Source organism: Sphingobacterium sp. SGG-5, assembly GCF_011043525.1.
GTDB lineage: Bacteria > Bacteroidota > Bacteroidia > Sphingobacteriales > Sphingobacteriaceae > Sphingobacterium.
Window position 1 is genome coordinate 442,055 of the sequence record NZ_JAAKGO010000003.1, and the last position, 22,977, is coordinate 465,031.

Here is a 22,977-nt window from a genome sequence, read left to right on the forward strand (position 1 = left end):
ATCATGAAAAAAACGCTAATATACATATACAGTTCGGCACTTGTCTTTCTTGGAGCTTGTCAACGTTATTTGGACATTGTACCGGATAATATTGCGACGATTGAAAATTCGTTCAATATGCGTGTTTCGGCCGAACGATTTCTATACAGCTGTTATAGCTATCTACCCAAGCTAAGTAATATTGAGTTAAACCCGGCTCTTACGGCTGGTGATGAATTTTGGCTGCACCAGTTTTACAATATGCCTCCTTGGCAGATTGCCCGGGGATTCCAGAATGTGAACAACCCTTATATGAATTTTTGGCAGGGTACAACAGGTGTAGGGGCGAACGGTATGACTGACTTGTATCAGGCGATTCGGGATTGTAATATCTTTTTAGAAAATGTGGAGACAGTACCGGATCTTAGTCTTGGCGAAATGCAACGTTGGCGAGCCGAGGTGAAGTTTTTAAAAGCGTACTATCATCTTTATCTCATCCGCATGTATGGACCTATACCGTTGAAAAAAGTGAATCTACCCATCAATGCCAGCGTAGAAGAGGCGAAAGTTCCTCGAGATCCAGTAGATGATTGTTTTGACTATGTTGTTCAATTATTGGATGAGGCGACTCCTGATTTACCACCTTATATTTCACAAGAGGCCTCCGAACTGGGACGTATTACACAGCCTATCGCTTTGTCCATCAAAGCATATGCATTGGTATTAGCTGCCAGTCCACTTTTTAATGGTAATCCGGACTATGCTACCTTTCGGGACAAGCAGGGAAGATTGCTGTTCAATCCGGTTTTCTCCATGGAGAAATGGGAGAAAGCCAAAGCAGCCTCTTGGGAGGCCATCCAAGCCTGTGAATTAGCCGGACATCGCTTATATTACTATAATCAAAGTGGATCCCAGTATAGTGTGTCACCGGAAATACGTATCCAAATGGACATCCGCAATGCGGTGACTGAAAAATGGAATGATGAGATAGTATGGGGTCACACCAATAGTATGACGGGCAATATGCAACGGCAATCCACTCCACGGGGTGTCGATCCAGCAACACGGGCCAACTCGAATGTGCAAGGTAATGCCGCAATCCCAATAAAAATAGCCGCTCAATTTTATACCAAGCATGGTGTACCTATTGAAGAGGATACAGACTGGGATTATAGTGGACGATTCGATCTAAAGACAGGTACTGCAGGTGAAAAGTATTATATCAAAGAAGGTTATACGACAGCGAAGTTTAATTTCGATCGGGAACCGAGATATTATGCAAATCTGGGCTTTGATGGCGGCATCTGGTACGGTATGGGGAAATTTGATGACAATGACACCTGGTTTGTATCAGCAAAGAAAGGTGACCCGGCCTCTAATGTTGCCCGGGATAAATTTAATGTTACCGGAATATGGGGTAAAAAATTGGTAAACTATCAGAACTCCATCGGGGAGACCAGTTATACTGTCGAGCAGTATCCATGGCCGATTATCCGTTTGGCCAATGTGTACCTGTTGTATGCGGAAGCAGCTAACGAAGTAGATGGACCTTCACCTGAAGTATTCGAGTTTTTGGATCTCATTCGTGAACGCGCTGGGTTGCTTGGGGTAGAGGAGTCATGGGAACTATACTCCAGGAACCCGGACAAACCGAAGGAAAAAGAAACATTACGGGAGATCATCCATCAGGAACGTTTGATTGAGTTAGCTTTGGAAGGACAGCGTTTTTGGGATTTAAGACGTTGGAAGAAAGCCGTTGAGGTACTCAATGCACCGATTACCGGCTGGGACATTGAACAGAAGACACCGGAAGGTTATTACCGGGAAAGGGTATTGTACAACCAGACTTTCACAACTCGGGATTATCTATGGCCTATTCGCGAAGTGGAAATTTTGGCGAATAAAAATACAGTACAAAATCCGGGTTGGTAATTTAAATAATTCGTATTATGAAAAGTGTTTATATATTAAATCTCCTATTGGGTGCTTTGCTGATTGTTAGCTGCTCCCCAGAGAAATTTACATCAACCATTAATGATGACACCGCTCCCGGACCGGTGAAATCTGTCCAGGTGGAAAATTTGCCCGGTGCGGCCAAAATATCTTATGTTCTACCGAATGACGAAAGCCTTCGCTACGTCAAAGCGGTGTATGCTATCCGCCCGGGTGTAGAGCGGGAAGCGAAGGCTTCACTATATGCGGATAACTTGATTGTGGATGGTTTTCCCGAGGAAAAGGAATACGAGGTAACCTTGTATGCCGTGAGCAAGGGTGAGAAAGAATCGGAGCCGGTGAAAGTTAAAATCAATCCACTGACCTCACCTCTATCGGAAGCTTATAACTCATTGACCTTTGAAGAGACTTTTGGTGGGGCAACTGTGGCTTTTAGCAATTCGGGAGGAGCAAGCCTTTCTGTTAAAATACTGACGCAGGATAATGGTACCATGAGTGAGATAGAAACTTATTATACAAAAAGTATTGAAGGTAAGCATTCGGTACGAGGGTTTGCGGCAGAGCCCCGTGTGTTTGCGGCTATTATCCGTGACCGTTGGGGCAATCTGTCAGATACCATTTCTACGGAGCTGACACCAATCTTCGAAGAGCAGATTCCTAAAGATAAATTTGTAGAGCTTCACTTGCCGACAGATACCTACGAAAAGCATATTCCGCAAGGGGATATGTTTGAAATGTGGAACGACCGTATAGCACCAAACGGTGGAATCGGTGTATTTCATACAAAGCCGGGATCGGGTATGCCACAATGGTTTACTTTTGATATGGGTCGGATGGCTATTTTCAGCCGCTATAAACTATGGCATAGAGGGCCTGGTCAACAGTGGGCCTATCAGGCAGCAGCTCCGAAACGTTGGGAGGTCTATGGAACGGCAGAAACTCCAGATCCAGAAGGAAGCTGGGATGGATGGACGTTATTAATGGAATGTGAATCGTATAAGCCGTCAGGAGACGGACCTATCACGCAGGAGGACGCTTTATATGCAACGTCGGCGGGGGAAGACTTTATTTTTCCGGATGACATGCCTCCTGTTCGTTACCTCCGTTTTAAGATATTAGAGACCTGGGGTTTTCTGGATTACATCTATATTCAGGAGCTAACATTTTGGGGACAGTTGCAATGATGATTACATCATGATGAAGACACTTAAACATATCGTTTTTGTTGGGCTGGCGGGCTTATTCCTGTTTGCTGGTTGTGCCAAGGACATCGACACCGGTCAAGATACCTCTGACTTGGAGGGAAAGGCTTGGGTACCACAAGCGCGCACCGCAAAGGTATATTCAGGCAATCATCGATTGTTGTTTGTATGGCCGGAACCGGATGCGAAGGTTAGCGTAGTGAAAGTGTATTGGAATGAAAGAACAGATTCTCTCGTACAGACATTGACGGCGCCCATGGATACGCTAAAAGTCTCGATAGACGGCTTGGCCGAAGGCGATTACGTATTGGAAGTGCTGACTTTTAATAATGCCGGTGTAAGCTCAGGCAAGGTGTTGCTGCGGGGTACCGTATATGGGGAAGAATATGTGGGAGATTGGGATAAACGTACACTATATGATATGAATTTTCAATCCGGTTCCGCTTCTCTTGCATTGGTTTGGGAAGAAACTACAGACCTTCGGATTGCCGGTTCAGAAGTATGGTATACCGATGCCGAAGGCGAGGACCAACAGCAATTTTTCGAGCATTCCGCATTAACTAGCGTACTCGAAAATATGCCGGCGACGGAAACGGGACAAATCCGCTACAGGACGGCTTATCTGCCCGATGCCCAAAGTATCGATACACTCTACGGAACATTTACAGCGGTCACCTACACCAACCGAGCTGTTGCTTTTAACAATCTCCCCGGCTGGAAGTTTCGTTGTAAGGTTATGGCGGAAACCCAGACGATTGCCGATCACGGTGGACCGTTGGCTTTTAAGGCCAAAATGGATGAGGGCTTGATACGCGCCAGCAGTAAATTTCAGGTTCCGGGACTAAACGACGCAGGAGGGAACCAGATTCATTTTTACATGACCGAGATGATTCCTTTCGAAGGAACTTCCGGACAGTTTAGATACCTCCGTGGTGTAGATGATCCGGATATGGATATTCTGTTGATTGTCAATAGTCATGCAGCTTCTGGGGATTTATCTTGGGGCTGGTTGAGAGCACCCTATCTGACCTTAGGACATGATTATGCAGGATTGTTTGGCAATAGTGCGATTGACGCTTTACTCCATGAGTTCGGTCACGCCCGGGGGATGTATGACCTTTATTTGGGGGAAGTGCCTAATGCGGCCAATAACCCGATCAGCGGTCAAGCGTTTGAATCAAAAAGATGTATTATGAATTATCCCTACGGTGAAACCGTATGGTCGGAGTTTTCCCGCTTTATCATTAATGCCTCAGGACCTGATAAAGTGGCAAAGCCCTACTGGAACTATTTTCCGACGTCATTTCATGTAGATGTCAAACAAAAGAGTGGAGCCGTAGCTGTAGGAGCAAAGTTGAATTTTTATCCCGTTTTCGCCAACAGCAATGCTGTACGAGCCACTGATGTTGTGAAGTATAGAGCGACTACAGGAGGCGATGGACGGTATACCTTCCTGGATAATCCCTATGCGATAAATCAGGTCCTAAGTGACAATGTCTATAACTACTTGGTAAAGATTGAATATAACAGTAAAATAGAATACCGATGGATGCCCATGGATGATGCGTTGATCGCTGGAAGTAAAGGGCAGCCTTTTATTTTGAATGTTGAATTGAGTAATTAAAAAAATACAATTATGAAATTAGTAACACACATAAGTCGTATAGGATTCATCCTTCTCGCATTAGCCGGTATCTTTGGAGGATGCTCCAAGATGGACGATACCTATAAGCAATTTCTGGAAGACGGCATGAAAGTATATATCGGAATGGTCGACTCCGTATTTGTCTATCCCGGTAATAACCGTCTTCAGTTAGGATGGCTGCCGCCATCTGATTCGAAAGCTATACGTGCCCGGGTATATTGGAACAATCGGCAGGATTCAATAGACGTGCCGATTGAAAGAACAGAAATAGGAAATGATACCGTCAAAGTGATGTTCGATGAGCTTGCTGAAGGTACTTATGTTTTTGAAATCTTTACTTTCGATGACCAAGGGCGAAGGTCATTAAAAAAGGAACTCGTCACGAGAGTCTACGGAGATATGTGGAAAAATACGCTATTGAGTCGACCTATCGATACCTACATTGCAGATGAGGAGGACGTCATGAAGATTACATGGGGTGCGGTGCCGTACCCTACCGTTCACGGTACGGAGATAACCTATGAAGATTTGGGTGGCGAGAATCATACGTTATTTGTCCCAGCGGATGAGACAATAACGTATGTTCCAGATTTTTTAACGCCGCAGTTTGTAGATCTTCGAACAGTATACTTACCGGGACCACTGGCTTTGGATACATTTTACACGGAGTTTACTACACAGAGACTCAAAGGACGACCGATAGAATTGTCCAAAACGGGGTGGACAGCGGAAGGTTCTTCAGAAGATCCGAAAGGAGCCGGTAGACCGGCATCTAATGCGATTGATGGTGATCCAGAAAGTTTATGGGTTAACAACACGACTACGCACAAAGAGTACCCACATACGATTACGGTAGATATGAAGACGATATATGATGTGGAGGGGTTTGCTATTATCACTAGGCTCCGGGATGCTTCTGCTCGGCCGAAAACCATTGAGCTATATACCAGCATTGATGGGGAGGAGTGGACTTATCATCTTGTTACCGATTTAGAGAACACGGGAGACAAACAGTTCATTTCATTGGATGAACCGGTGCAAGCACGATACTTCAGGATGAAAGCAACAGCTTCATTCAATGGAGGCAATATCGCATTAGCGGAAATCGGTATGTTCTATCGATAATGAAAAAAGTACAAATAAAACTAAACATGATAAAAAAGACATTCCTTATCACGTTGATTATTCCTTTTTTGGGGATAGGTTGGACCAGCTGTAGCAAAGAGAATGGCGGTGTAGATAAAACCCCACCCCCTCCAGAGACTGAGCAACCGGATGATTCCGATACCTTTACCAATCCGCTTCTGACCCGAGGTGCGGACCCTTGGATAACGCAAAAGAACGGAACATATTACTACACGTATACCCAAGGAAGTAAGTTGGTGCTGTACGTGACCAAGAAAATCAGTGAACTGGCTAAGGTGACCCCCATAGATGTCTGGGTGCCACCCCCGGGAGAAATGTATTCCAAGAACATCTGGGCGCCTGAATTGCATGAGATCGATGGAAAGTGGTACATGTATTTTGCTGCCGACAACGGTAGTAATGCCAATCACCGCATGTATGTAATTGAGAACAAATCTTCCAGCCCGATCCGAGGGTCGTGGGAACTGAAAGAGAAAATAACGGTTCCGGGCGATGAGTGGGCCATTGATGGCACGGTGCTGGAGTATCAGGATGAATTGTACTTCTTGTGGTCGGGATCGAACAAAGGTGCTTCGCCACAGAAAATTTATATTGCCAAGATGAGTAATCCTTGGACATTAGATGGAGGACGGGTAGAGATTGCAGCACCAATACACGATTGGGAAAAACATAACGGTGCAATTAATGAAGGACCGCAGGTCTTGATCAATCCAGAGGGAAAAGTTTTTATCGTCTACTCGGCCAGTAGCTTTTCTTCGGATAACTATGCCTTAGGGTTATTAACGTTGAAGGAGGGTGGCGATCCATTGAAGGCTGACGACTGGACAAAGGACGATGAGCCTGTTTTTACTATGAATGCAGAAAGCGGTGCTTTCGGACCGGGACATAACGGTTTTTTTAAGTCGCCAGATGGAACAGAGGATTGGATTATCTATCATGCCCGCAATCTGCCGGATGGAGGAAGTACAAATTATCGCAATCCGCGCATTCAAAAATTTACCTGGAATAGTGACGGAACGCCTAACTTTGGTACTCCTGTAAAAATAGGGGATGAGGTCAAGAAACCGTCAGGAGAATAGCGATAGAGAAAAAGCAAATACGACATGAGGAATCGACGTCATATCGGAGCAACAATATTTTTATCCTTAGCGACCTTTTTGGCAATAGCACAAAAAGAGAGGCCGCCGAATGTGTTGATGATCTGTGTCGATGATCTGTTGCCCGCTTTAGGATGCTATGGTAATGAAGAAGTATATACGCCGCATATTAATTTATTAGCGGCTTCTTCTGCATTATTTACCCGGCAATATGTGACGGTACCGACTTGTGGTGCGTCCCGATATAGTTTGTTACGGAGCAAGTTGCCACGCTCCAGGGCAGAACTGGGAAACAATATCGCCAATGTATTATCCAACGGTAAAAAGGAGCAATCGGCAAACCCGGAGACTTTTATCGAGCAATTTCGCCGTAACGGGTATCATACCGTCGGTATTGGAAAGATCAGTCACTCGCCCGATGGCTATATTTATCCGTATGCTGGACCGAAAAGCAGTCGGAAGGAACTGCCCAACAGTTGGGACGAGTTTGTATTCAATCCGGGAAAATGGGGACAAGGATGGAATGCTTTTTTTGCTTATGCCGATGGGGAAAGCCGTACAACCAAAAATGGTCAGGTGCGCCCTTATGAAGCGGCTGATGTGACAGACGAAGGATATCCGGACGGGCTCACAGCTGCTTTGGCTGTGGGTAAATTAAAAGAACTGGCAGAGCGAAATCAGCCTTTCTTTTTAGGCGTGGGCTTTTTTAAGCCCCATCTGCCATTTAATGCCCCACAGAAATATTGGGATATGTATCAGGAAGAACAACTTTCACTTACCCCGGTTCCAGATTTGCCTTTGCATGTACATCGAGCAAGTTTGCATCAAAGTGCAGAGTTCAATCAGTATAAATTGGGTGAGGAGAAGGCTTCCCTCGATCGCCCGTTATCTGATGCCTATTCGCGCAGGTTGATACACGGGTATTACGCCTGTATAAGTTATATCGACCAGCAGATCGGTAAGCTTCTTCAGGCGCTAAAGACCAACGGTTTGGATAAAAATACCATAGTGATTCTTTGGAGCGATCACGGTTGGCATCTGGGAGATTACCACGTCTGGGGCAAACATACCTTGTTTGACCGTTCGCTACGTAGTGTGCTGATGATTAAAACACCTGCCATGAAAAGGGGTAAAAAAATAGACCGGGTTGTTAGTTCGATCGATATTGCACCTACGTTGCTGGATCTGTGTCATCTGCCGGAGCTACCTCAGGCGGATGGTCGGAGTATGGTTTCCTTATTGAAAGATAAAAACACGAAGGAATGGCAAGATGTGGCCTACAGCTATTTTAGGAATGGTGTTACGATGGTGACACCGCGCTACAGACTTACACATTATTTTAGAACGGAGACCCCTGTCACCGAGTTGTACGATCACGATAAAGATCCGTTGGAAACAACGAATATAGCGCCCAGCAATCCTGATCTTATTCGGCAGCTCGATCAACTGTGGCAAAAAGGAAATACCGGTTTATTTGAATAACTTAATTCGCATTACGTATTTATATAGAAGAAAAAAAGATGAATGTACAAAAAGCCCTTACCCTTATTTATGTAGCAGTTGCCTGTTTGTTGTTGCCTGTAAATCGCTTGGCAGCGCAGGTCATGTTATCGGAAAGCAACAAATTGTCCAAGAATAGTTTTCCTTTGGCGGATCGTAATCTTTCGGTCGCAATTTACTACGACGCCGGTGAGCAAACTGCCGTGAAAACGAGCGCTCAGCTTTTTGCAGATGACGTAAAACGGGTCACAGGTCGAGCGATTTCAGTACGTACCGTTGATGATAAACGGACGAAGAATATGGTGCTCGTGGGTACGTTGGGCCAAAATAAGTTAATTGAACAATTGATTAAGAATAAAAAGATTGCTGTCAACGGTTTAGAAGGGGGCTGGGAGCAATATACGATACAAGTGGTGGAGAAACCGTTTCCTCAGGTGGAGAAAGCGTTGGTTGTTGTCGGTAGCGATCGTAGAGGTGCCTCTTACGGCCTGTTTTCGATATCTGAGGTTATAGGTGTTTCGCCCTGGTATTGGTGGGCCGATGTACCGGTCAAAAAGAGGGATAGGCTGCAATTGGAGGTTAATACATTTACATCTTCCAAGCCCACGGTAAAATACCGTGGCATCTTCATCAATGATGAAGATTGGGGTCTATTGCGTTGGGCGAAGCATACCTTCGATCCTGAATTAAAGGACATAGGACCAAAGACCTACGCTAAAGTTTTTGAGCTATTGTTGCGGTTGAAGGCAAATTATCTATGCCCGGCCATGCATGAGGCCAGTGGGGCTTTTAATAAATATCCCGACAACAAAGTGGTTGCTGACTCCTTCGGTATTGTGATGGGATCGGTACATCCCGAACCTTTACTTTTCAACAATGCCAGTGAGTGGGATAAGAAAACGATGGGCGAATGGAACTACATGACGAATAAAGATGGTATTTTGAAGGTTTTGGATCAACGCGTCAAGGAAAATTCACCGTATGAAAATGTATATACATTGGCGCTGCGCGGCTTGCATGATAAGGCCATGACAGGAAATTATTCACTGGAGCAACGTGTAGCCTTAGTCAGCGAAGCCTTGAAGGATCAACGTGCCCTTCTCCAAAAGCACATCGATAAGCCTATTGAACAGATACCTCAGGCATTTACACCCTACAAAGAGGTGCTTGATCTTTACCTCGCCGGAATGGAACTTCCGGATGACGTGATCTTGGTATGGCCGGACGATAATTATGGCTATATGAAGCAATTGAGTAACGAAAAGGAAAGGAAACGTTCAGGGGGATCGGGTGTATATTACCATGCTTCTTATCTCGGGATACCGCATGATTACCTATGGTTGTCATCCACGTCGCCCGCATTGATGTATGAAGAATTGCACAAAGCGTATGATACAGGTGCGGACAGGCTATGGTTGCTGAATGCAGGTGATATCAAATCCTGTGAATTTCCGGTGACACTATTTTTGGATATGGCCTTTGATATCGATAAGTTTACTTTTGAAAACGTGCCGGATTATCAAGCGGAATGGCTAAGCTCCATCTATGGTGCGAAGTACTTGGATGACTTTAAGAAGATAACGCGAGAATATAATCGGTTGGCTTTTACCCGTAAGCCGGAGTTTATGGGCTGGGGCTATGAGTGGAATACCTTTAGTCATGGGCGGGAGCGGCCGACAGATACTGATTTCTCTTTTGTCAATTATAAAGAGGCAGAAAAGCGGATTGCAGATTATGATCGAATAGGAAATGCGGTAGAACGTATACGTAAAGAGCTGCCGAAAATGGAAGAGGCTTCATTTTTTCAGCTGCTGTATTACTCCGTGAAAGGGGCGGAGCTCATGAACAAAAAATGGCTTACGGCACAGAAAAACAAAATGTATATTGAACAGGGACGGTCGAAAGCGAATATACTACGTCATCAGGTGAAGCACTATTACGATACCTTGTATAAAATATCTTATGAATATAATGATCTCCTCAATGGGAAATGGAAGCATGTCTTATCATTGAAACAAGGGGTGACAGCTTCCTATTTTGAATTACCGAAACTGGATTCGGTACGCGTACCAGTTGATGCCGCTATGCTATTGTTTATCGAAGGTCAGCAGCCGTTAAAGGGTGTCAGTAGTTTTTATACCCTGCCGGCTTTTAATCCCTACAGTGACAAGACATACTATATTGATATCGTCAATGCCGGCCAGAAAACGCTCGACTGGAGTCTGAAGCCCTCAAACGACTGGATTAAGGTGAGTAAGCAAAACGGTCGTGTCACACATGAAGACCGGGTGTGGATATCGATCGATTGGAATAAGGTGCCTCAGGGTGAACGGGTTTCTGGGGATATCGAAATTATCGGTGCAGGTACGCAGGAGAAAGTTGGGGTGTCGGTATTTAATCCTTTGTCGCCCCGTATAGAAGAAGTGCGCGGATTATTTGTAGAAGACAATGGCGTGGTGTCGATTGCTGCCGCAGACTTTCATCGCAAGCGGGAAACCGAAGAAATTAAAATGCAGATTATTGACAATCTGGGTATTGAAGATCGAAGTGTGATGATCGGTGATCCGACGGCAAAGGTGCTTAATCCGAGAAATCCAAAATCGCCAGGTGTGGAATACGATTTTTATACGTTTCATCGCGGTCCTGTCGATGTGTATACTTATGTGTTACCGATTTTTCCCTTAAGCTCCGATCGGGACTTTGGTTTTCACGAACAGGGTACAGGGCAAACACGATATGCGGTATGTATCGACGATGGTCCAGTGGCGCTACCTTCATCATCTGCACCCGAGTATACGCAAACTTGGTATGATAATGTGCTGCGCAATGCTGCGGTCAATAAATCGACGTTTTATATCGACAAACCGGGCAAACACACCCTTCATATCAAATGTGGCGATCCGGGTATGGTCATCCAAAAGATTGTGTTGGATTTCGGTGGTATGAAGAAGTCTTATACGGGACCAGTAACGACCCTGGTGAAATAGAGTGAAAAACCTTTTGCCTATTAGAGACAATTTGATTACATATTGATACAATAGCATACGATAGAATGCGGAGAAAAACAGCAGTTTTGTAATGCAGGAACAGCAATTTTTTATTCATGAACGCTTTACATTTCATTTATATATTCGTTTTATTGGGTTTATGCCCACAGGATGTAAAAGACAGACCAACGTCTAAGAGTACCTATAATAACCCTGTCTTTGAACCCGTATTGGCAGATCCTACGGTTTTTCAAGACCCCAAAAGCAAATTGTTTTATGCCTATGGTACGGAAGACCATTGGGGGGATAAAAAAGGGAGTAGACTGGTACCGGTATTGGAATCGGAAGATCTGATCCAGTGGAAGTATGTAGGAGAGGCGTTTCAGAAGAAACCGTCCTGGAAGAAGGCCGGGGGAATATGGGCTCCGGACATCAATTATATCAATGGACAGTACTATTTATATTACTCGTACTCCACATGGGGCGATAAAGATCCGGGCATAGGACTTGCTATAGCCGATAGCCCTAAAGGACCTTTTCAGGATCAAGGTAAACTGTTTAGCAGTAGTGATATAGATGTTCCCAATTCTATCGATCCTTTTTATTATATGGAAGGTGAAAAAGGCTATCTGTTTTGGGGAAGTTTTAGTCAGCTTCCGACACAAGGCACCTATGCTATCGAGTTGGCCAAAGACGGTAGGAGCATAAAGCGTAACGCTACCAAGGTAAAAATAGCAGCAGGGGATTTTGAAGCCGTCATGATTCATAAAAGGAACGGCTACTATTACTTTTTTGGTTCAAAAGGGTCCTGTTGTAACGGCTCAGGTAGTACCTACCATGTGTTAGTCGCCCGTTCGAAAAATCTTTTGGGCCCTTATATAGACCGGCAGGGGAGGTCTATCCTGGAGCGCGGCAACGGTACGCTCGTATTAAAAGGCAATGGTACACATGTCGGCCCGGGTCACAACTCAGGCGTTATTACCGATAAAAACGGCAACGATTGGATTTTATATCATGCGATCGATTCGCATAGAGGCAAATTAAATAATGGAACATCCAGACGGGTATTGATGTTGGATAATCTGACATGGGAGGAAGGATGGCCGTCCATTAAAAACTTTATGCCTTCTGTAGTGAATGCTAGTCGACCTATTTTTTAAATAATAAATCTAAAATTATGCGGTATTTAATTCTGTTTCTCAGTTTTTGTTTGCATACACTTTTGTATGCTCAATCCACGCCAATAGCAAATCCCTTGGATATTAAATTGGGGGATCCTTACATCATCTATGATGACAAGACCAGTCGCTATTATATGTACGGTACAGGCGGTGTTGAAAACGGGTTCATGGCCTATTCCTCATCCGATTTGAAGGCTTGGCAGAATGAAGGTCAGGTCTATTCGGCTAATCAGGAAAAAAGTTGGGGAACAAAGGATTTTTGGGCGCCTGAAGTATATAAAATGCATGGAAAATTCTATATGTTTTATAGTGCGCACTGGAAAGAAAATCCCAACAACGAATTAGAAAACTATAAGATTGGCGTCGCCGTTGCGGACAAAGCTACGGGACCATTTCTCGATATGACGGGTCGGCCGCTTTTTGACCCAGGTTATCCGATTATTGACGCGAACGTATATTTTGCAGAAGATGGTAAATTATATCTCTACTACTCCCGATGCTGTTATAAACATCCGGTAGAATCAGAGATATCGAAGTGGGCCAAAGCGCAAGGCTTGTATCCGGAAATTGAGGAGAGCTGGGTCTACGGCATAGAGCTGGCTGCTGATTTTTCGGGTGTAGTCGGAACACCTACACTGCTTTTACGTCCACCCGTAAAAATGGACGATGCACAAGCCGAATGGGAAAGCCGATCGGTAACCAGCAAAGAGATCAATAGACGCTGGACGGAAGGATCTTATATTTTCAAACACGGGGATTTGTATTATATGATGTATTCGGCCAATCATTTTGCCGGAGAAAATTATGCCGTGGGATATGCCACATCTACGCATCCTTTAGGACCTTTCGTGAAGTCCTCGAATAACCCGATTCTGGAAAAAAATACAGCCAAAGGAGGAGATGTTACAGGAACTGGACATAATAGTGTACTCTTTACTAAAGATGGAAAAATGCTGTGTGTATACCATGGAAGGACGACAAAAACGGGCAAAGAGCGTGTGGTTTTTATCGATGAAATGGTCATTGATCAAGCCGGCACCCTAAAAGTGTTGGGGCCTACAACGCAGTTTGGCCAATAAGCATTGGAAAAATAATTGTATTTTAAACGTTTATTTTTTTATTACATTTGTTGAATAGTAATCGATTAAAACAAATTAATAGCGTATACCAATATGAACAAACAATCAAAGTTGTCTATCTTCATTCTTATGGCCATGCTTGTTGGCAGCTGCCAGCAGGGTACCAATAAAAATAAAGAAGAGATTCAGGAAGCGATTTCGTTGCCCGATGCTGTAGAATTTAGAGATACAATAAAGGGCGAAGAGATATCCCTTTTTACGCTAAAAAATAAAAGAGGTATGGAGGTCGCGCTAACCAATTTTGGAGCACGGATTGTCTCTTTAATTGTATCGGATAAAGATGGCGTTAATCGAGACGTAGTGCTTGGTTTTAACAAGGCTGAGGATTACAATAACCCGGAGGAACCCTATTTCGGTCCTATTGTCGGTCCTTTTGGGAATAGAATAGCCAACGGAAAGTTCAGTTTGGATGGAGTGGAATACACCTTGCCCCAAAACAATGGACCCAACACATTGCATGGCGGTTTGGAAGGGCTTCACTTTGTTGTTTGGCAAGCAAAGCAGCTATCGGATGAAGCTGTGGAATTCACGTGTGTGTTGCCGGATGGCAAAGAAGGCTTCCCGGGGGATAGAGCGTTTAAGGTTATGTATTCGGTAAATGATAATAATGAATTGACGATCGCTTATGAGGCTAAGACCGACAAAAGGACGGTGCTGAACTTGACCAATCATGCTTACTTTAATTTGAATGGAGAGGGTAGCGGTACGATTTTGAATCATCAGCTTCAAATCTTTGCTGACCAAATTACGCCGGTAAATGAGACGCTTATTCCTACAGGTGAGCTGAAAGGTGTAAAGGAAACTGCTTTTGACTTCACAGCATTGAAAGCGATTGGAAAGGATATTGAACAGGATGATGAACAATTGACGTTCGGAAAAGGGTATGATCATAATTTCGTGTTGAATGAAACAAAACACGATGGGTACAACTATGCCTGTCGGTTGATCGGCGATCAGTCGGGGATCGTTATGGATATTTATACCGCAGAACCGGGAATTCAGTTTTACAGCGGCAACTTTATGGCGGATAAGGTAACGTTAAAAAATGGTGCAACGGATAGTTTTAGAACCGGCTTGTGTTTGGAACCGCAGCATTTTCCGGATTCACCGAATCAACCTTCGTTTCCTTCGACTGAAGTAAATCCGGGTGAGGTATATAAAACGACTTCTGTCTATAAGTTTTCTGTGCAATAGAAAAACTCTATATCATAGAAAAGCCCTCTTTATTTCAAATAGAGAGGGCTTTTTTCGTACTCGGAGCGGGAATCGAACCCGCACTCCTTTAACGGGAACAGGATTTTAAGTCCTGCGTGTCTACCAGTTCCACCATCCGAGCAACTGAGCGAAAGACGAGATTCGAACTCGCGACCCCAACCTTGGCAAGGTTGTGCTCTACCAACTGAGCTACTTTCGCTTGAAGTGTTGCAAATATATGTAGAAAAATCAAAAAATGAAATTTTTGATTCCCTTTATGTTTCGATTCTGTGTAATAGGCTCAAATTGTGTAAATTAATTTTTACGTAAGGCACTAATTTGCTTAATATAATGCCTATGGCACCGATTTTGACTATTTTTGTACTTTGGTTATAATTATGAAATTCATGAAGCAGCTTATCCTTGCATTCTTGTTCTTACCACTATGGGTGGTTGGCGATACGTATCCGGAGGTAGTTTTTGATAATAGCTTAGTTTCCGGAAGTTATGCCAAAAGCTATGTCCGTTATACCGGGAACAGCTGGGTTGAAAACGTGAACAAACATCTGCTTGTTTCGGATACCCTCTTTTTTACACCAGGGAATGCCTTGTCCTTAAAATATATTTCAGCTCCCGAGGGCAACTGGACTGTAGATGTCCGTTACAGCCGGCAGAAGTTTTTATATCGTGTTCTCGACTCGGATTTTCTCACTTTCCGACTGCTCGTGAAGTCTCCGGGAACGACTCAGAAAGATTTGCCACAGATATATATTACCCAGCGGCATATTAAAACGGATACGTTAGATCTTGCGAAATACATTACAGATTTCAAACAGGGTACCTGGCTGAAAGTTCGGATCCCCTGTCGGGATTTTAAGGGATTGGACAATGATAAACCCATCAGCGGGATAGCTCTTGTTCAACATGGCAGTTCTGCCGGTACACACCACCTCTTTTTAGATCAGGTGGAATTTTTGCCCAAAGCATATTCTGAAGTCAAGCTCTCATCGCCCGCTGTCTTAACAGCGGTGAACGCATACGATAAAATGGTCCATTTGAAATGGCAGCTCCCCCTTACACCCAGCATTCGATATATTAAAATATACCGTTCCCTCGATGGAAAAGAATATGATCCAGTTGCGATCAAACCCATCTATATGCAATCTTGCTTGGATGATGCACCGACGATTGGTCAAAAATATTTTTATAAAATCACCTGGCTGGACTACAATTATAAGGAGTCTCCGTTTTCCGAAACCAAGGAGGTGCAGACGATGCGCATGGATAACGCAAAGCTATTTGACTTTATCCAGCTTGCACATATCAACTATTTCGTCGAAAACTATGATATCAACAGCGGCATGTATATGCCGTATAGGTTGAAGGAGAAAGCTGTGGTATCGACCAAAGAAACGGGCGGGGCCATCTTGTCACTTCTTATCGCCGCGGAGCGGGAACAACTTTCCAGACAAGCTGTATTTAACCGTATTTCTCGTATCGTCAATTTTTTGTCGAAAGCTCAAAATTACCACGGAGTATTTCCTGCTTATTTTGATGGGCGGAAAGGTGTTCCGGAATATGCCTTTGGCCGGGAAGAATATGATGTTATGGCCACTTCATCCATTATCGAAGCTTTACTTGTCGCAAAACAGTATTTTTCGAAGGATAATGATGAGGAGTATGGTTTGCGAAATAGAATATCGGGCTTATATGATCGTATCAACTGGCAGATGTTGACCATGAAGGACTCGTCCGATATTTTATGTAAGTACATAGCGTTAGACAAGGCTGCTTTTGAAGGCCGGGAGGAACCTGTTGCGGGGCCAAACTATGCGATGAACACATATATGTTGGCTCTGGGATCTTCAACGCATGCTTTGCCGGTGTCGGCTTATACACATTCGGTATATCACTCTTATGATTCAGTGCGGTTTTCCAAGATTGAAGATATCGATATTGATGTATTCGCTGACAGTCTCTCGGTGGACTCTGTCGTTCAAAGCAGGGTGCAGGTTCTTCGACAAATCGATACACTATTACAGGTGTCTATTGTGGACAGTCTGTCTGCTTATGGTGAGAATTTGCTACTGGGGAGTATGAAAGGTAGCTTGTTAGATCTTTATAAACCTTTTTTAACTGTGAAGCCGGAAATCGTTTCCGATTCGGTGTTTCAATGGAAAGATATCCTGACATCCTATGTGCAATTCGTCAAGCGACGGGACAATGAATTGGGCGTAGGTGTAAATCACAGTGATATATGGGGTTTTCACCAATACGGCCGATATGGCGGAGGATATCGAATTAATCCGGTTATTGGCCCTGGGGCTATTATTGTGGATAAACAGGTAGGAGAGCATGCGTTGTTAGCGCTTTATCATAAATTTGGGTCTAACTTGTTTACCGAATACGGCTTCCGGTCGTGGCTCGACCTGCGAAATGACGACGTATCGGATGAATATTTAGCGGTAAACCAAGCTACGCTTGCGGTGCTGATGGAAAATGCGAAAACTGGTTTTATCTGGGATCTTTATGCACAGATACCCGAATTACAATTGGTAAGAAGCAAATTGTTTGCGCAGAAAACAGCAAATAAAGAATAATATGTATATCTTTAAACCTTATTCCATTATCATAAAAATGAACAAAAATATACTGATAGGTGCTATTGCGTTGAGTTTTAATATCGTTGCGTGTAAACAACCTCTTTTGACCGTCAACCCGGGGGCCGTGGTGACGAAAGATGGGACAGATGATGGTTTAAAGAATGTGAAGAGTGAATTCAAGGATGCTTCCAGGACCGATGAGGGGATCAAGTTTACGTTATCGTCTGATTTGCTATTTCCGACGAACTCTTCTTATCTGACAGATGCAGCAAAGGCGCAACTGAGTAAGCTGGCAAAAATTCTAAAAGAGGACAATGGTAAAAAAATACGGGTCGAAGGGCATACAGATGCAACGGGTACCGAGCAATATAACCAATGGTTGTCCGAAAAACGCGCGGCTTCGGTCAAAGTCTATTTAGAAGAGGCTGGTGTCTCGGGTAGTCGTATTACGACGGTAGGTCTCGGCCAAACGAAACCTGTCGCGAGCAATAAGACGCCGGAAGGACGCGAGAAAAACAGAAGGGTAGAAGTGATTATCTTGAATTGAGTTTATAGCTTACCCACAGTATAGCAAGCCAGATCGGGATTAATTCGACGGAAACTTTCAAACCGGTATACCACATCATAACCAATACGCCGAGCAGAAATAACAGGCAGATATAATTGCTCCACGGATATAAAAAGCTGGGGAATAAGGTTTTCGTATGCTTAATCGTTTCATGTTTCTTAAAATAAAGGTGCGTCCAGCTGATCATGATCCAGTTGATAATCAGCGAGGATACAACAAGAGACATCAATATTTCCAAGGCTTTATCGGGGATAATCCGATTGATGATAATGCAGATACCTACGAGCGCTGCAGATACCAGAATAGCGTTGACGGGAGAATAGTTCTTGTTTAATCGCTTTAGAAATTGAGGAGCATTGCCTTGCTCCGCTAAGCCATATAACATCCGAGAGTTGCTGTAGACACAACTGTTATAGACCGACAAGGCCGCTGTAAGGACAATCACATTCAATATATTGGCAATAAGTGCCGTGAAGTAAAATGTTTTGCCCAATAAGGTGAACTGATAACTGTTTAATGTATTGAATACTTCGACAAAAGGGCTGGTCTCTGCGGTAATCGATCGCCATGGCATCAGTGAAAATAAAATAAACAATGCACCTACGTAGAAAATCAATATACGTATCAATACCTGGTTGGTCGCCCTCGGTATGTTTTTTTGTGGGTTTTCCGCTTCTGCCGCGGTAATACCTACTAACTCTAAGCCACCAAAAGAAAACATAATCATCACTAAGGCCGCCAGTAAGCCTTGATATCCACCCTCCTCATTAGTGGATAGCCATCCTTTTGGAAAGAAACCACCATCGTTATAGAGGTTGTCAATACTTGCACGCTCACCTCCTGCACCACTTATCAATAAATACGAGCCGAATAGAATCATCGCAATGATGGCGACAACTTTAATAATGGAAAACCAAAACTCGGTCTCGCCATAGATTTTGACGGACGCCAGATTGATGGCATTAATGACAATAAAGAAGAAGAGGCTGGACACCCAGAGCGGAATCTCCGGCCACCAAAACTGTACATATACACCGATAGCCGTCAATTCTGCCATACTGACGAGCACATACAGTATCCAGTAATTCCATCCAGATGCAAATCCTGCGAAGGAACCCCAATATTTATTCGCAAAAAAACTAAAACTGCCCGATACGGGTTCTTCGACGACCATCTCGCCCAACTGACGCATAATGAAAAAGGCTATAATTCCGGCTATGGCATAGCCAAGGATAACAGAAGGACCGGCCAATATAGCCGCTTTCCCCACACCCAAAAATAAGCCTGTGCCTATAGCGCCACCTAAAGCTATCAATTGGATATGGCGGTTACTTAATCCGCGTTTTAACTTCTTGTCGTCTGTGGATTTGTGCAAAATATTATAGGTTTTTATTTGATTTATTGTGAATAGAAACATGCCCGACACCTAATATCTCGTCCCAATAGGTGCCTGTTCGCCGATGGTAAACAAGAACGACGTAATCATTCCCGGTTATATAAAAAGAATTGGAAAATGCATCGGTAATAACTTGCCCATCGGGAGTTTCTAAAACGTACTCATAGTCGTATAATCCTTGCTTCAGCAAAAGCGTAGTCTCCCATACTCCGGAGCTTTTCTGATAAATCAGCTGGTTTTCAGCTGTCCGCTCGAAATGATTAAAGCCTCCCACGACAAAGATTTTGCCCTGTATCTGCTGGTTGGTCTGGAGTGAAAAGCGGACGTGCGCATAGTCACTCTGCATCTCGGCATCGCCGTAGTCGAGATTTCGGATAAAAAATTTTCCATTCTCATCATAGGTGTCTGCATAAGTTAAGGAACCGTGATCTTCGTCGGTAAATAAGGTTGTATGAACTGCCGTATCTACTGTTAATTCCTTGACCTGTGCGGAAGCTGATTTTGTACTCCGCAAATCGGCGTATCGAAATTCATTGTTTCCTAAAAAATCCAGGGTTTCACTACCGTTGTACTTTATCTCGCCGTTTCCAATAAACATAGGTTGTTTTAAGATCATCTTATTGTCGCTGCGTTGATTTTGAAAAACATGCAATTGCACATCTTGATAGGGATTGTTGATAGTTAAGGCGGAAGTGCGGATGCTGACGTTCAGCTTCTGATTGGTAAGCCGTTTATCGGCTCGTAGTGATGGCGAGATTAAACTTTCTACTTGAATTAAAGGACGCACCACATAAAATTTTCTTGTGATGATCAATCTCTTTTTGTCGGCATCTTCATAGACCTTCAGCAGATAATTGCCTGCAACTTTGGGGGCTATATATTCATTTGGGAAGCTACAGGTATAATGTGTATACGGCTGTAATGTACCTTGAGATGACCGATAATTGTCTATTCTATCTTCATTATAGCCGATAGCATAGTCTAAAGCGTGCAGTCGGCTCGGCGTCCAGTCCGCATCACAATGTTCGATGCTGAAAAAATACGTGCGTACGTCACCACGTAAGTCATCAAAAGAAAGCAAAAGCTGGTCGGGAGTTCCAAGGACATAAATAGGGAGCTGATTTTCTTTTCCTGTCGGATAAAATGTCACACTGCGGATTTGAGGCAAGTAATCCTTGTTGTCGTAAACAAGGGTCTGTTCTGGTGACTGTTCGATGTGTTGCCTTGCTCTTTTCTTCTTTTGGGCTTGAACACTACCCATGAAGAGAAACAGCAAAGAAAATATAAAGAGATGTCGGTGGACGAGAGAAAAAGTCATTTTCTATTTCATTTGAATGATTTTGTCGACGATATACTTTGTATGGCCTCGCCAAGGTAAGACACCGTGATACTCTTTATAATGTAAGTCGAAGAATTTTCCGCTGTTTGTTTCTAACAACCGAAAGATCGAGTCGCTCTCTATGGAAAAAACGAATTCATTGCTCGTGATCGTGCCTGTACGTCCGCTGCCGAACCCTTCCTGAATCAGCTTCCCTTCGTAGGTTTTGAAAAGATTACCCTTTTTTACCGCATAGTTGAGATACCCCGACTTAACACCTTCGCCGAATACAAAATAATACTTGAAATAAATTACTCCTCCAAGTACCAATACAAGTATCAGAAGTACCCAACTAAAAAATGTTTTCACTTTTGAGCGCCTCTTTTGTGTTGAATTTATTTCTTCCATACGCCATGCAATATTTGTTCAACTAAAGATAGGATATTGTTTGGATATCCATTACCTTATCTTTTTAAAAAAAATAAAAAAAGACTAAGGGTTGATCGGCTTTTGGTTGTCTTCTTAATAAAGCAAGTTAAAAAAAGGCACGAAAGCATTATTACTTGTCATTGTGATATGTTAGAAAACAAAGAAAAAAAGTTTGAGCTAATCTTCCGAAAGCATTATAAGGAGCTGCATGGTTATGCCTGCCGAATATTGGGGGATGGGGATATAGCTGAAGAAGCGGTGCAGCAGGTATTCTTCAAGTTGTGGGAAAGAGATTGGGAACGAGATGTCCAAATTTCTTTAAAGGCGTATCTATATCGTTCCATCTATAATCAAAGTCTGAACCTAATGAAACGGAATAAGTTGAAGCAACGTTTTGAAGCCTATCAGATTGTGCATGGAACGACTCAACAGGATATGCCTAATAGTGATATGGAACTCAGAAGACAGTTACGATTAGCATTGGCGCAGTTACCTGAGAAAAGTAGAACTGTTTTTGAAATGAGCCGATTCCAAGAATTGCGTTATCAAGAGATCGCTGATCATCTCAATGTGTCGTTGAAAACGGTAGAGGGGCATATGACAAAGGTGTTAAAGCATTTGCGAATACATTTGGTTGATTACCTAACAATTTTGGTTTTATTATTTATAGACAGGTCATGAAAAAAGAATGGATCGCAAAATATATCAGTGGCCAGGCTACAGCAGAAGAAAACGCTTGTGTCGAACAATGGATCAAAGAAAATGCCCAGCATGAAAAGGAATATTTGGATACAAAGAACATATGGGATATGAGCGGGCAGTGGAAAGATGTGCCTGAGGTAGACATAGATGCCGCGTGGGCTAACTTCATTCGTATACGTGATGAACGCGCAGGGAATAACACATCGATTCTCCGGACATTGATAAGGAAATCAACATGGTGGAACGTAGCTATTGCAATCGGAATTTTAGGTACGCTCTCCGTATGGTGGTTAAACAATTCCTTATCTGAAGAGTTCCGTTTGGAAACCTCAGCACATACGCAGCGTAGTACCCTGCCAGACGGAAGCACAGTTAATTTAAATAAAAACACGACATTACATTATCGTAAAACTTGGTTAGGTAAAGAAAGAGAAGTCTATCTGAAGCGGGGTGAGGCATTCTTCGATGTGAAGAGAGATAAAAGTCAACCCTTTGTGATTGAAAGCGGCAAAACACGTATTACTGTGTTAGGAACAAGCTTCCATGTGCGCCGGGATGCTGAAGAAACGGAAATAATTGTCGCAAGCGGGTCGGTCAAAGTCAATTATGCAAATCAGGAAGTTGTCCTGAAACCTGAGCAGATGATGGTAATTCCCGATACAAGTAAGCTCCGGGTGAAGGTAGATACTGTGCCAGATCATTTATATCGCTATTATATACATCAAGAGTTTGTCTTTGAAAACACACCACTTTCCCGCGTGTTCGATACATTAAAGAAAGCATATGATATTCAATTTGTTATTGATGCGCCAGAGAAAGGTAATCTTCTACTTTCTGCAACTTTCGAGCAACAAACCCTCGCTGAAATATTGGATGTTATTGTGCAAACATTCAATTTAAAAGTCGAGAAAAGAGGAAACAAATATCACATCAAATAG

Annotated in this window: 17 protein-coding genes and 2 tRNA genes; 14 read left to right on the forward strand and 5 right to left on the reverse strand. The window is 43.4% G+C overall.

Features of this window, described 5'->3' with window-relative positions; all coding sequences use genetic code 11:
• The first annotated feature begins 3 nt into the window (after positions 1-3).
• From G5B30_RS06330 to G5B30_RS06375, 10 genes are all read left to right on the forward strand, one after another.
• Positions 4-1,911: a RagB/SusD family nutrient uptake outer membrane protein gene (locus G5B30_RS06330; protein WP_165319117.1), complete on the forward strand. Its 1,908-nt coding sequence runs from the start codon at positions 4-6 to the stop codon at positions 1,909-1,911.
• A 17-nt stretch (positions 1,912-1,928) separates the two neighbouring features.
• Entirely contained in the window at positions 1,929-3,116 is a 1,188-nt protein-coding gene (locus G5B30_RS06335) for a DUF5000 domain-containing lipoprotein (protein WP_165319118.1), read from the forward strand.
• A 10-nt stretch (positions 3,117-3,126) separates the two neighbouring features.
• The gene (locus tag G5B30_RS06340) at positions 3,127-4,758 is read left to right on the forward strand and encodes a DUF4998 domain-containing protein (protein WP_165319119.1); all 1,632 of its coding nucleotides are present in this window, start codon (positions 3,127-3,129) and stop codon (positions 4,756-4,758) included.
• Between the two features lie 12 nt (positions 4,759-4,770).
• Positions 4,771-5,904, forward strand: coding sequence for a DUF4998 domain-containing protein (locus G5B30_RS06345; protein WP_165319120.1), 1,134 nt, complete (start codon positions 4,771-4,773; stop codon positions 5,902-5,904).
• Between the two features lie 26 nt (positions 5,905-5,930).
• Positions 5,931-7,004, forward strand: a complete 1,074-nt coding sequence (locus tag G5B30_RS06350) for a family 43 glycosylhydrolase (RefSeq protein WP_165319121.1) — start codon at positions 5,931-5,933, stop codon at positions 7,002-7,004.
• A gap of 24 nt (positions 7,005-7,028) precedes the next feature.
• Positions 7,029-8,504, forward strand: a complete 1,476-nt coding sequence (locus tag G5B30_RS06355; RefSeq protein ID WP_165319122.1) for a sulfatase — start codon at positions 7,029-7,031, stop codon at positions 8,502-8,504.
• A gap of 38 nt (positions 8,505-8,542) precedes the next feature.
• A complete protein-coding gene (locus tag G5B30_RS06360) occupies positions 8,543-11,509 on the forward strand; it encodes a glycosyl hydrolase 115 family protein (RefSeq protein WP_165319123.1) in 2,967 nt (988 codons plus the stop codon).
• Between the two features lie 116 nt (positions 11,510-11,625).
• On the forward strand, positions 11,626-12,669 hold the full coding sequence (locus G5B30_RS06365) for a family 43 glycosylhydrolase (protein ID WP_165319124.1): 1,044 nt from the start codon (positions 11,626-11,628) through the stop codon (positions 12,667-12,669).
• A 17-nt stretch (positions 12,670-12,686) separates the two neighbouring features.
• The gene (locus G5B30_RS06370; RefSeq protein WP_165319125.1) at positions 12,687-13,769 is read left to right on the forward strand and encodes a glycoside hydrolase family 43 protein; all 1,083 of its coding nucleotides are present in this window, start codon (positions 12,687-12,689) and stop codon (positions 13,767-13,769) included.
• Positions 13,770-13,862: 93 nt separating this feature from the next.
• Entirely contained in the window at positions 13,863-15,023 is a 1,161-nt protein-coding gene (locus G5B30_RS06375; protein WP_165319126.1) for an aldose epimerase family protein, read from the forward strand.
• A 57-nt stretch (positions 15,024-15,080) separates the two neighbouring features.
• Here G5B30_RS06375 and G5B30_RS06380 read toward each other — a convergent pair.
• Both G5B30_RS06380 and G5B30_RS06385 read right to left on the reverse strand, forming a co-directional pair.
• Positions 15,081-15,165, reverse strand: a tRNA-Leu gene (locus tag G5B30_RS06380).
• Positions 15,166-15,170: 5 nt separating this feature from the next.
• A tRNA-Gly gene (locus G5B30_RS06385) sits at positions 15,171-15,243 on the reverse strand.
• A gap of 187 nt (positions 15,244-15,430) precedes the next feature.
• On the opposite strand from G5B30_RS06385, the gene G5B30_RS06390 reads away from it, so the two are divergent.
• Together G5B30_RS06390 and G5B30_RS06395 are read left to right on the forward strand one after the other, a co-directional pair.
• Complete coding sequence (locus tag G5B30_RS06390; RefSeq protein ID WP_165319127.1) at positions 15,431-17,623, forward strand: glucoamylase family protein; 2,193 nt, start codon at positions 15,431-15,433, stop codon at positions 17,621-17,623.
• A gap of 37 nt (positions 17,624-17,660) precedes the next feature.
• Positions 17,661-18,173, forward strand: a complete 513-nt coding sequence (locus G5B30_RS06395; protein WP_165319128.1) for an OmpA family protein — start codon at positions 17,661-17,663, stop codon at positions 18,171-18,173.
• Here the strand turns inward: G5B30_RS06395 and G5B30_RS06400 are convergent.
• Genes G5B30_RS06400 through G5B30_RS06410 form a run of 3 tightly spaced genes read right to left on the reverse strand, consistent with a single transcriptional unit; the run spans position 18,160 to position 21,277 of the window.
• Positions 18,160-19,569, reverse strand: coding sequence for an amino acid permease (locus G5B30_RS06400; RefSeq protein ID WP_240903117.1), 1,410 nt, complete (start codon positions 19,567-19,569; stop codon positions 18,160-18,162). The two genes, G5B30_RS06395 and G5B30_RS06400, sit on opposite strands and share 14 nt — an antisense overlap.
• 4 nt (positions 19,570-19,573) lie before the next feature.
• A complete protein-coding gene (locus G5B30_RS06405; protein WP_240903118.1) occupies positions 19,574-20,908 on the reverse strand; it encodes a type IX secretion system plug protein domain-containing protein in 1,335 nt (444 codons plus the stop codon).
• Positions 20,909-20,911: 3 nt separating this feature from the next.
• Positions 20,912-21,277, reverse strand: coding sequence for a hypothetical protein (locus G5B30_RS06410; RefSeq protein ID WP_165319130.1), 366 nt, complete (start codon positions 21,275-21,277; stop codon positions 20,912-20,914).
• Positions 21,278-21,484: 207 nt separating this feature from the next.
• Here G5B30_RS06410 and G5B30_RS06415 point away from each other — a divergent pair, with 207 nt between their 5' ends.
• A complete protein-coding gene (locus G5B30_RS06415) occupies positions 21,485-22,018 on the forward strand; it encodes an RNA polymerase sigma-70 factor (protein WP_165319131.1) in 534 nt (177 codons plus the stop codon).
• Positions 22,015-22,977 (forward strand): FecR family protein, encoded by a 963-nt coding sequence (locus tag G5B30_RS06420; RefSeq protein ID WP_165319132.1) that lies wholly within the window; start codon positions 22,015-22,017, stop codon positions 22,975-22,977. Before G5B30_RS06415 ends, G5B30_RS06420 begins: the two co-directional genes overlap by 4 nt.

Bases quoted from the DNA above. Each gene is read 5' to 3' on its own strand.
- G5B30_RS06330 (WP_165319117.1), top strand. From the start codon at position 4: ATGAAAAAAACGCTAATATACATATACAGTTCGGCACTTGTCTTTCTT.
- G5B30_RS06335 (WP_165319118.1), top strand. From the start codon at position 1,929: ATGAAAAGTGTTTATATATTAAATCTCCTATTGGGTGCTTTGCTGATT.
- G5B30_RS06340 (WP_165319119.1), top strand. From the start codon at position 3,127: ATGATGAAGACACTTAAACATATCGTTTTTGTTGGGCTGGCGGGCTTA.
- G5B30_RS06345 (WP_165319120.1), top strand. From the start codon at position 4,771: ATGAAATTAGTAACACACATAAGTCGTATAGGATTCATCCTTCTCGCA.
- G5B30_RS06350 (WP_165319121.1), top strand. From the start codon at position 5,931: ATGATAAAAAAGACATTCCTTATCACGTTGATTATTCCTTTTTTGGGG.
- G5B30_RS06355 (WP_165319122.1), top strand. From the start codon at position 7,029: ATGAGGAATCGACGTCATATCGGAGCAACAATATTTTTATCCTTAGCG.
- G5B30_RS06360 (WP_165319123.1), top strand. From the start codon at position 8,543: ATGAATGTACAAAAAGCCCTTACCCTTATTTATGTAGCAGTTGCCTGT.
- G5B30_RS06365 (WP_165319124.1), top strand. From the start codon at position 11,626: ATGAACGCTTTACATTTCATTTATATATTCGTTTTATTGGGTTTATGC.
- G5B30_RS06370 (WP_165319125.1), top strand. From the start codon at position 12,687: ATGCGGTATTTAATTCTGTTTCTCAGTTTTTGTTTGCATACACTTTTG.
- G5B30_RS06375 (WP_165319126.1), top strand. From the start codon at position 13,863: ATGAACAAACAATCAAAGTTGTCTATCTTCATTCTTATGGCCATGCTT.
- G5B30_RS06390 (WP_165319127.1), top strand. From the start codon at position 15,431: ATGAAGCAGCTTATCCTTGCATTCTTGTTCTTACCACTATGGGTGGTT.
- G5B30_RS06395 (WP_165319128.1), top strand. From the start codon at position 17,661: ATGAACAAAAATATACTGATAGGTGCTATTGCGTTGAGTTTTAATATC.
- G5B30_RS06405 (WP_240903118.1), bottom strand. From the start codon at position 20,908: ATGACTTTTTCTCTCGTCCACCGACATCTCTTTATATTTTCTTTGCTG.
- G5B30_RS06415 (WP_165319131.1), top strand. From the start codon at position 21,485: ATGTTAGAAAACAAAGAAAAAAAGTTTGAGCTAATCTTCCGAAAGCAT.
- G5B30_RS06420 (WP_165319132.1), top strand. From the start codon at position 22,015: ATGAAAAAAGAATGGATCGCAAAATATATCAGTGGCCAGGCTACAGCA.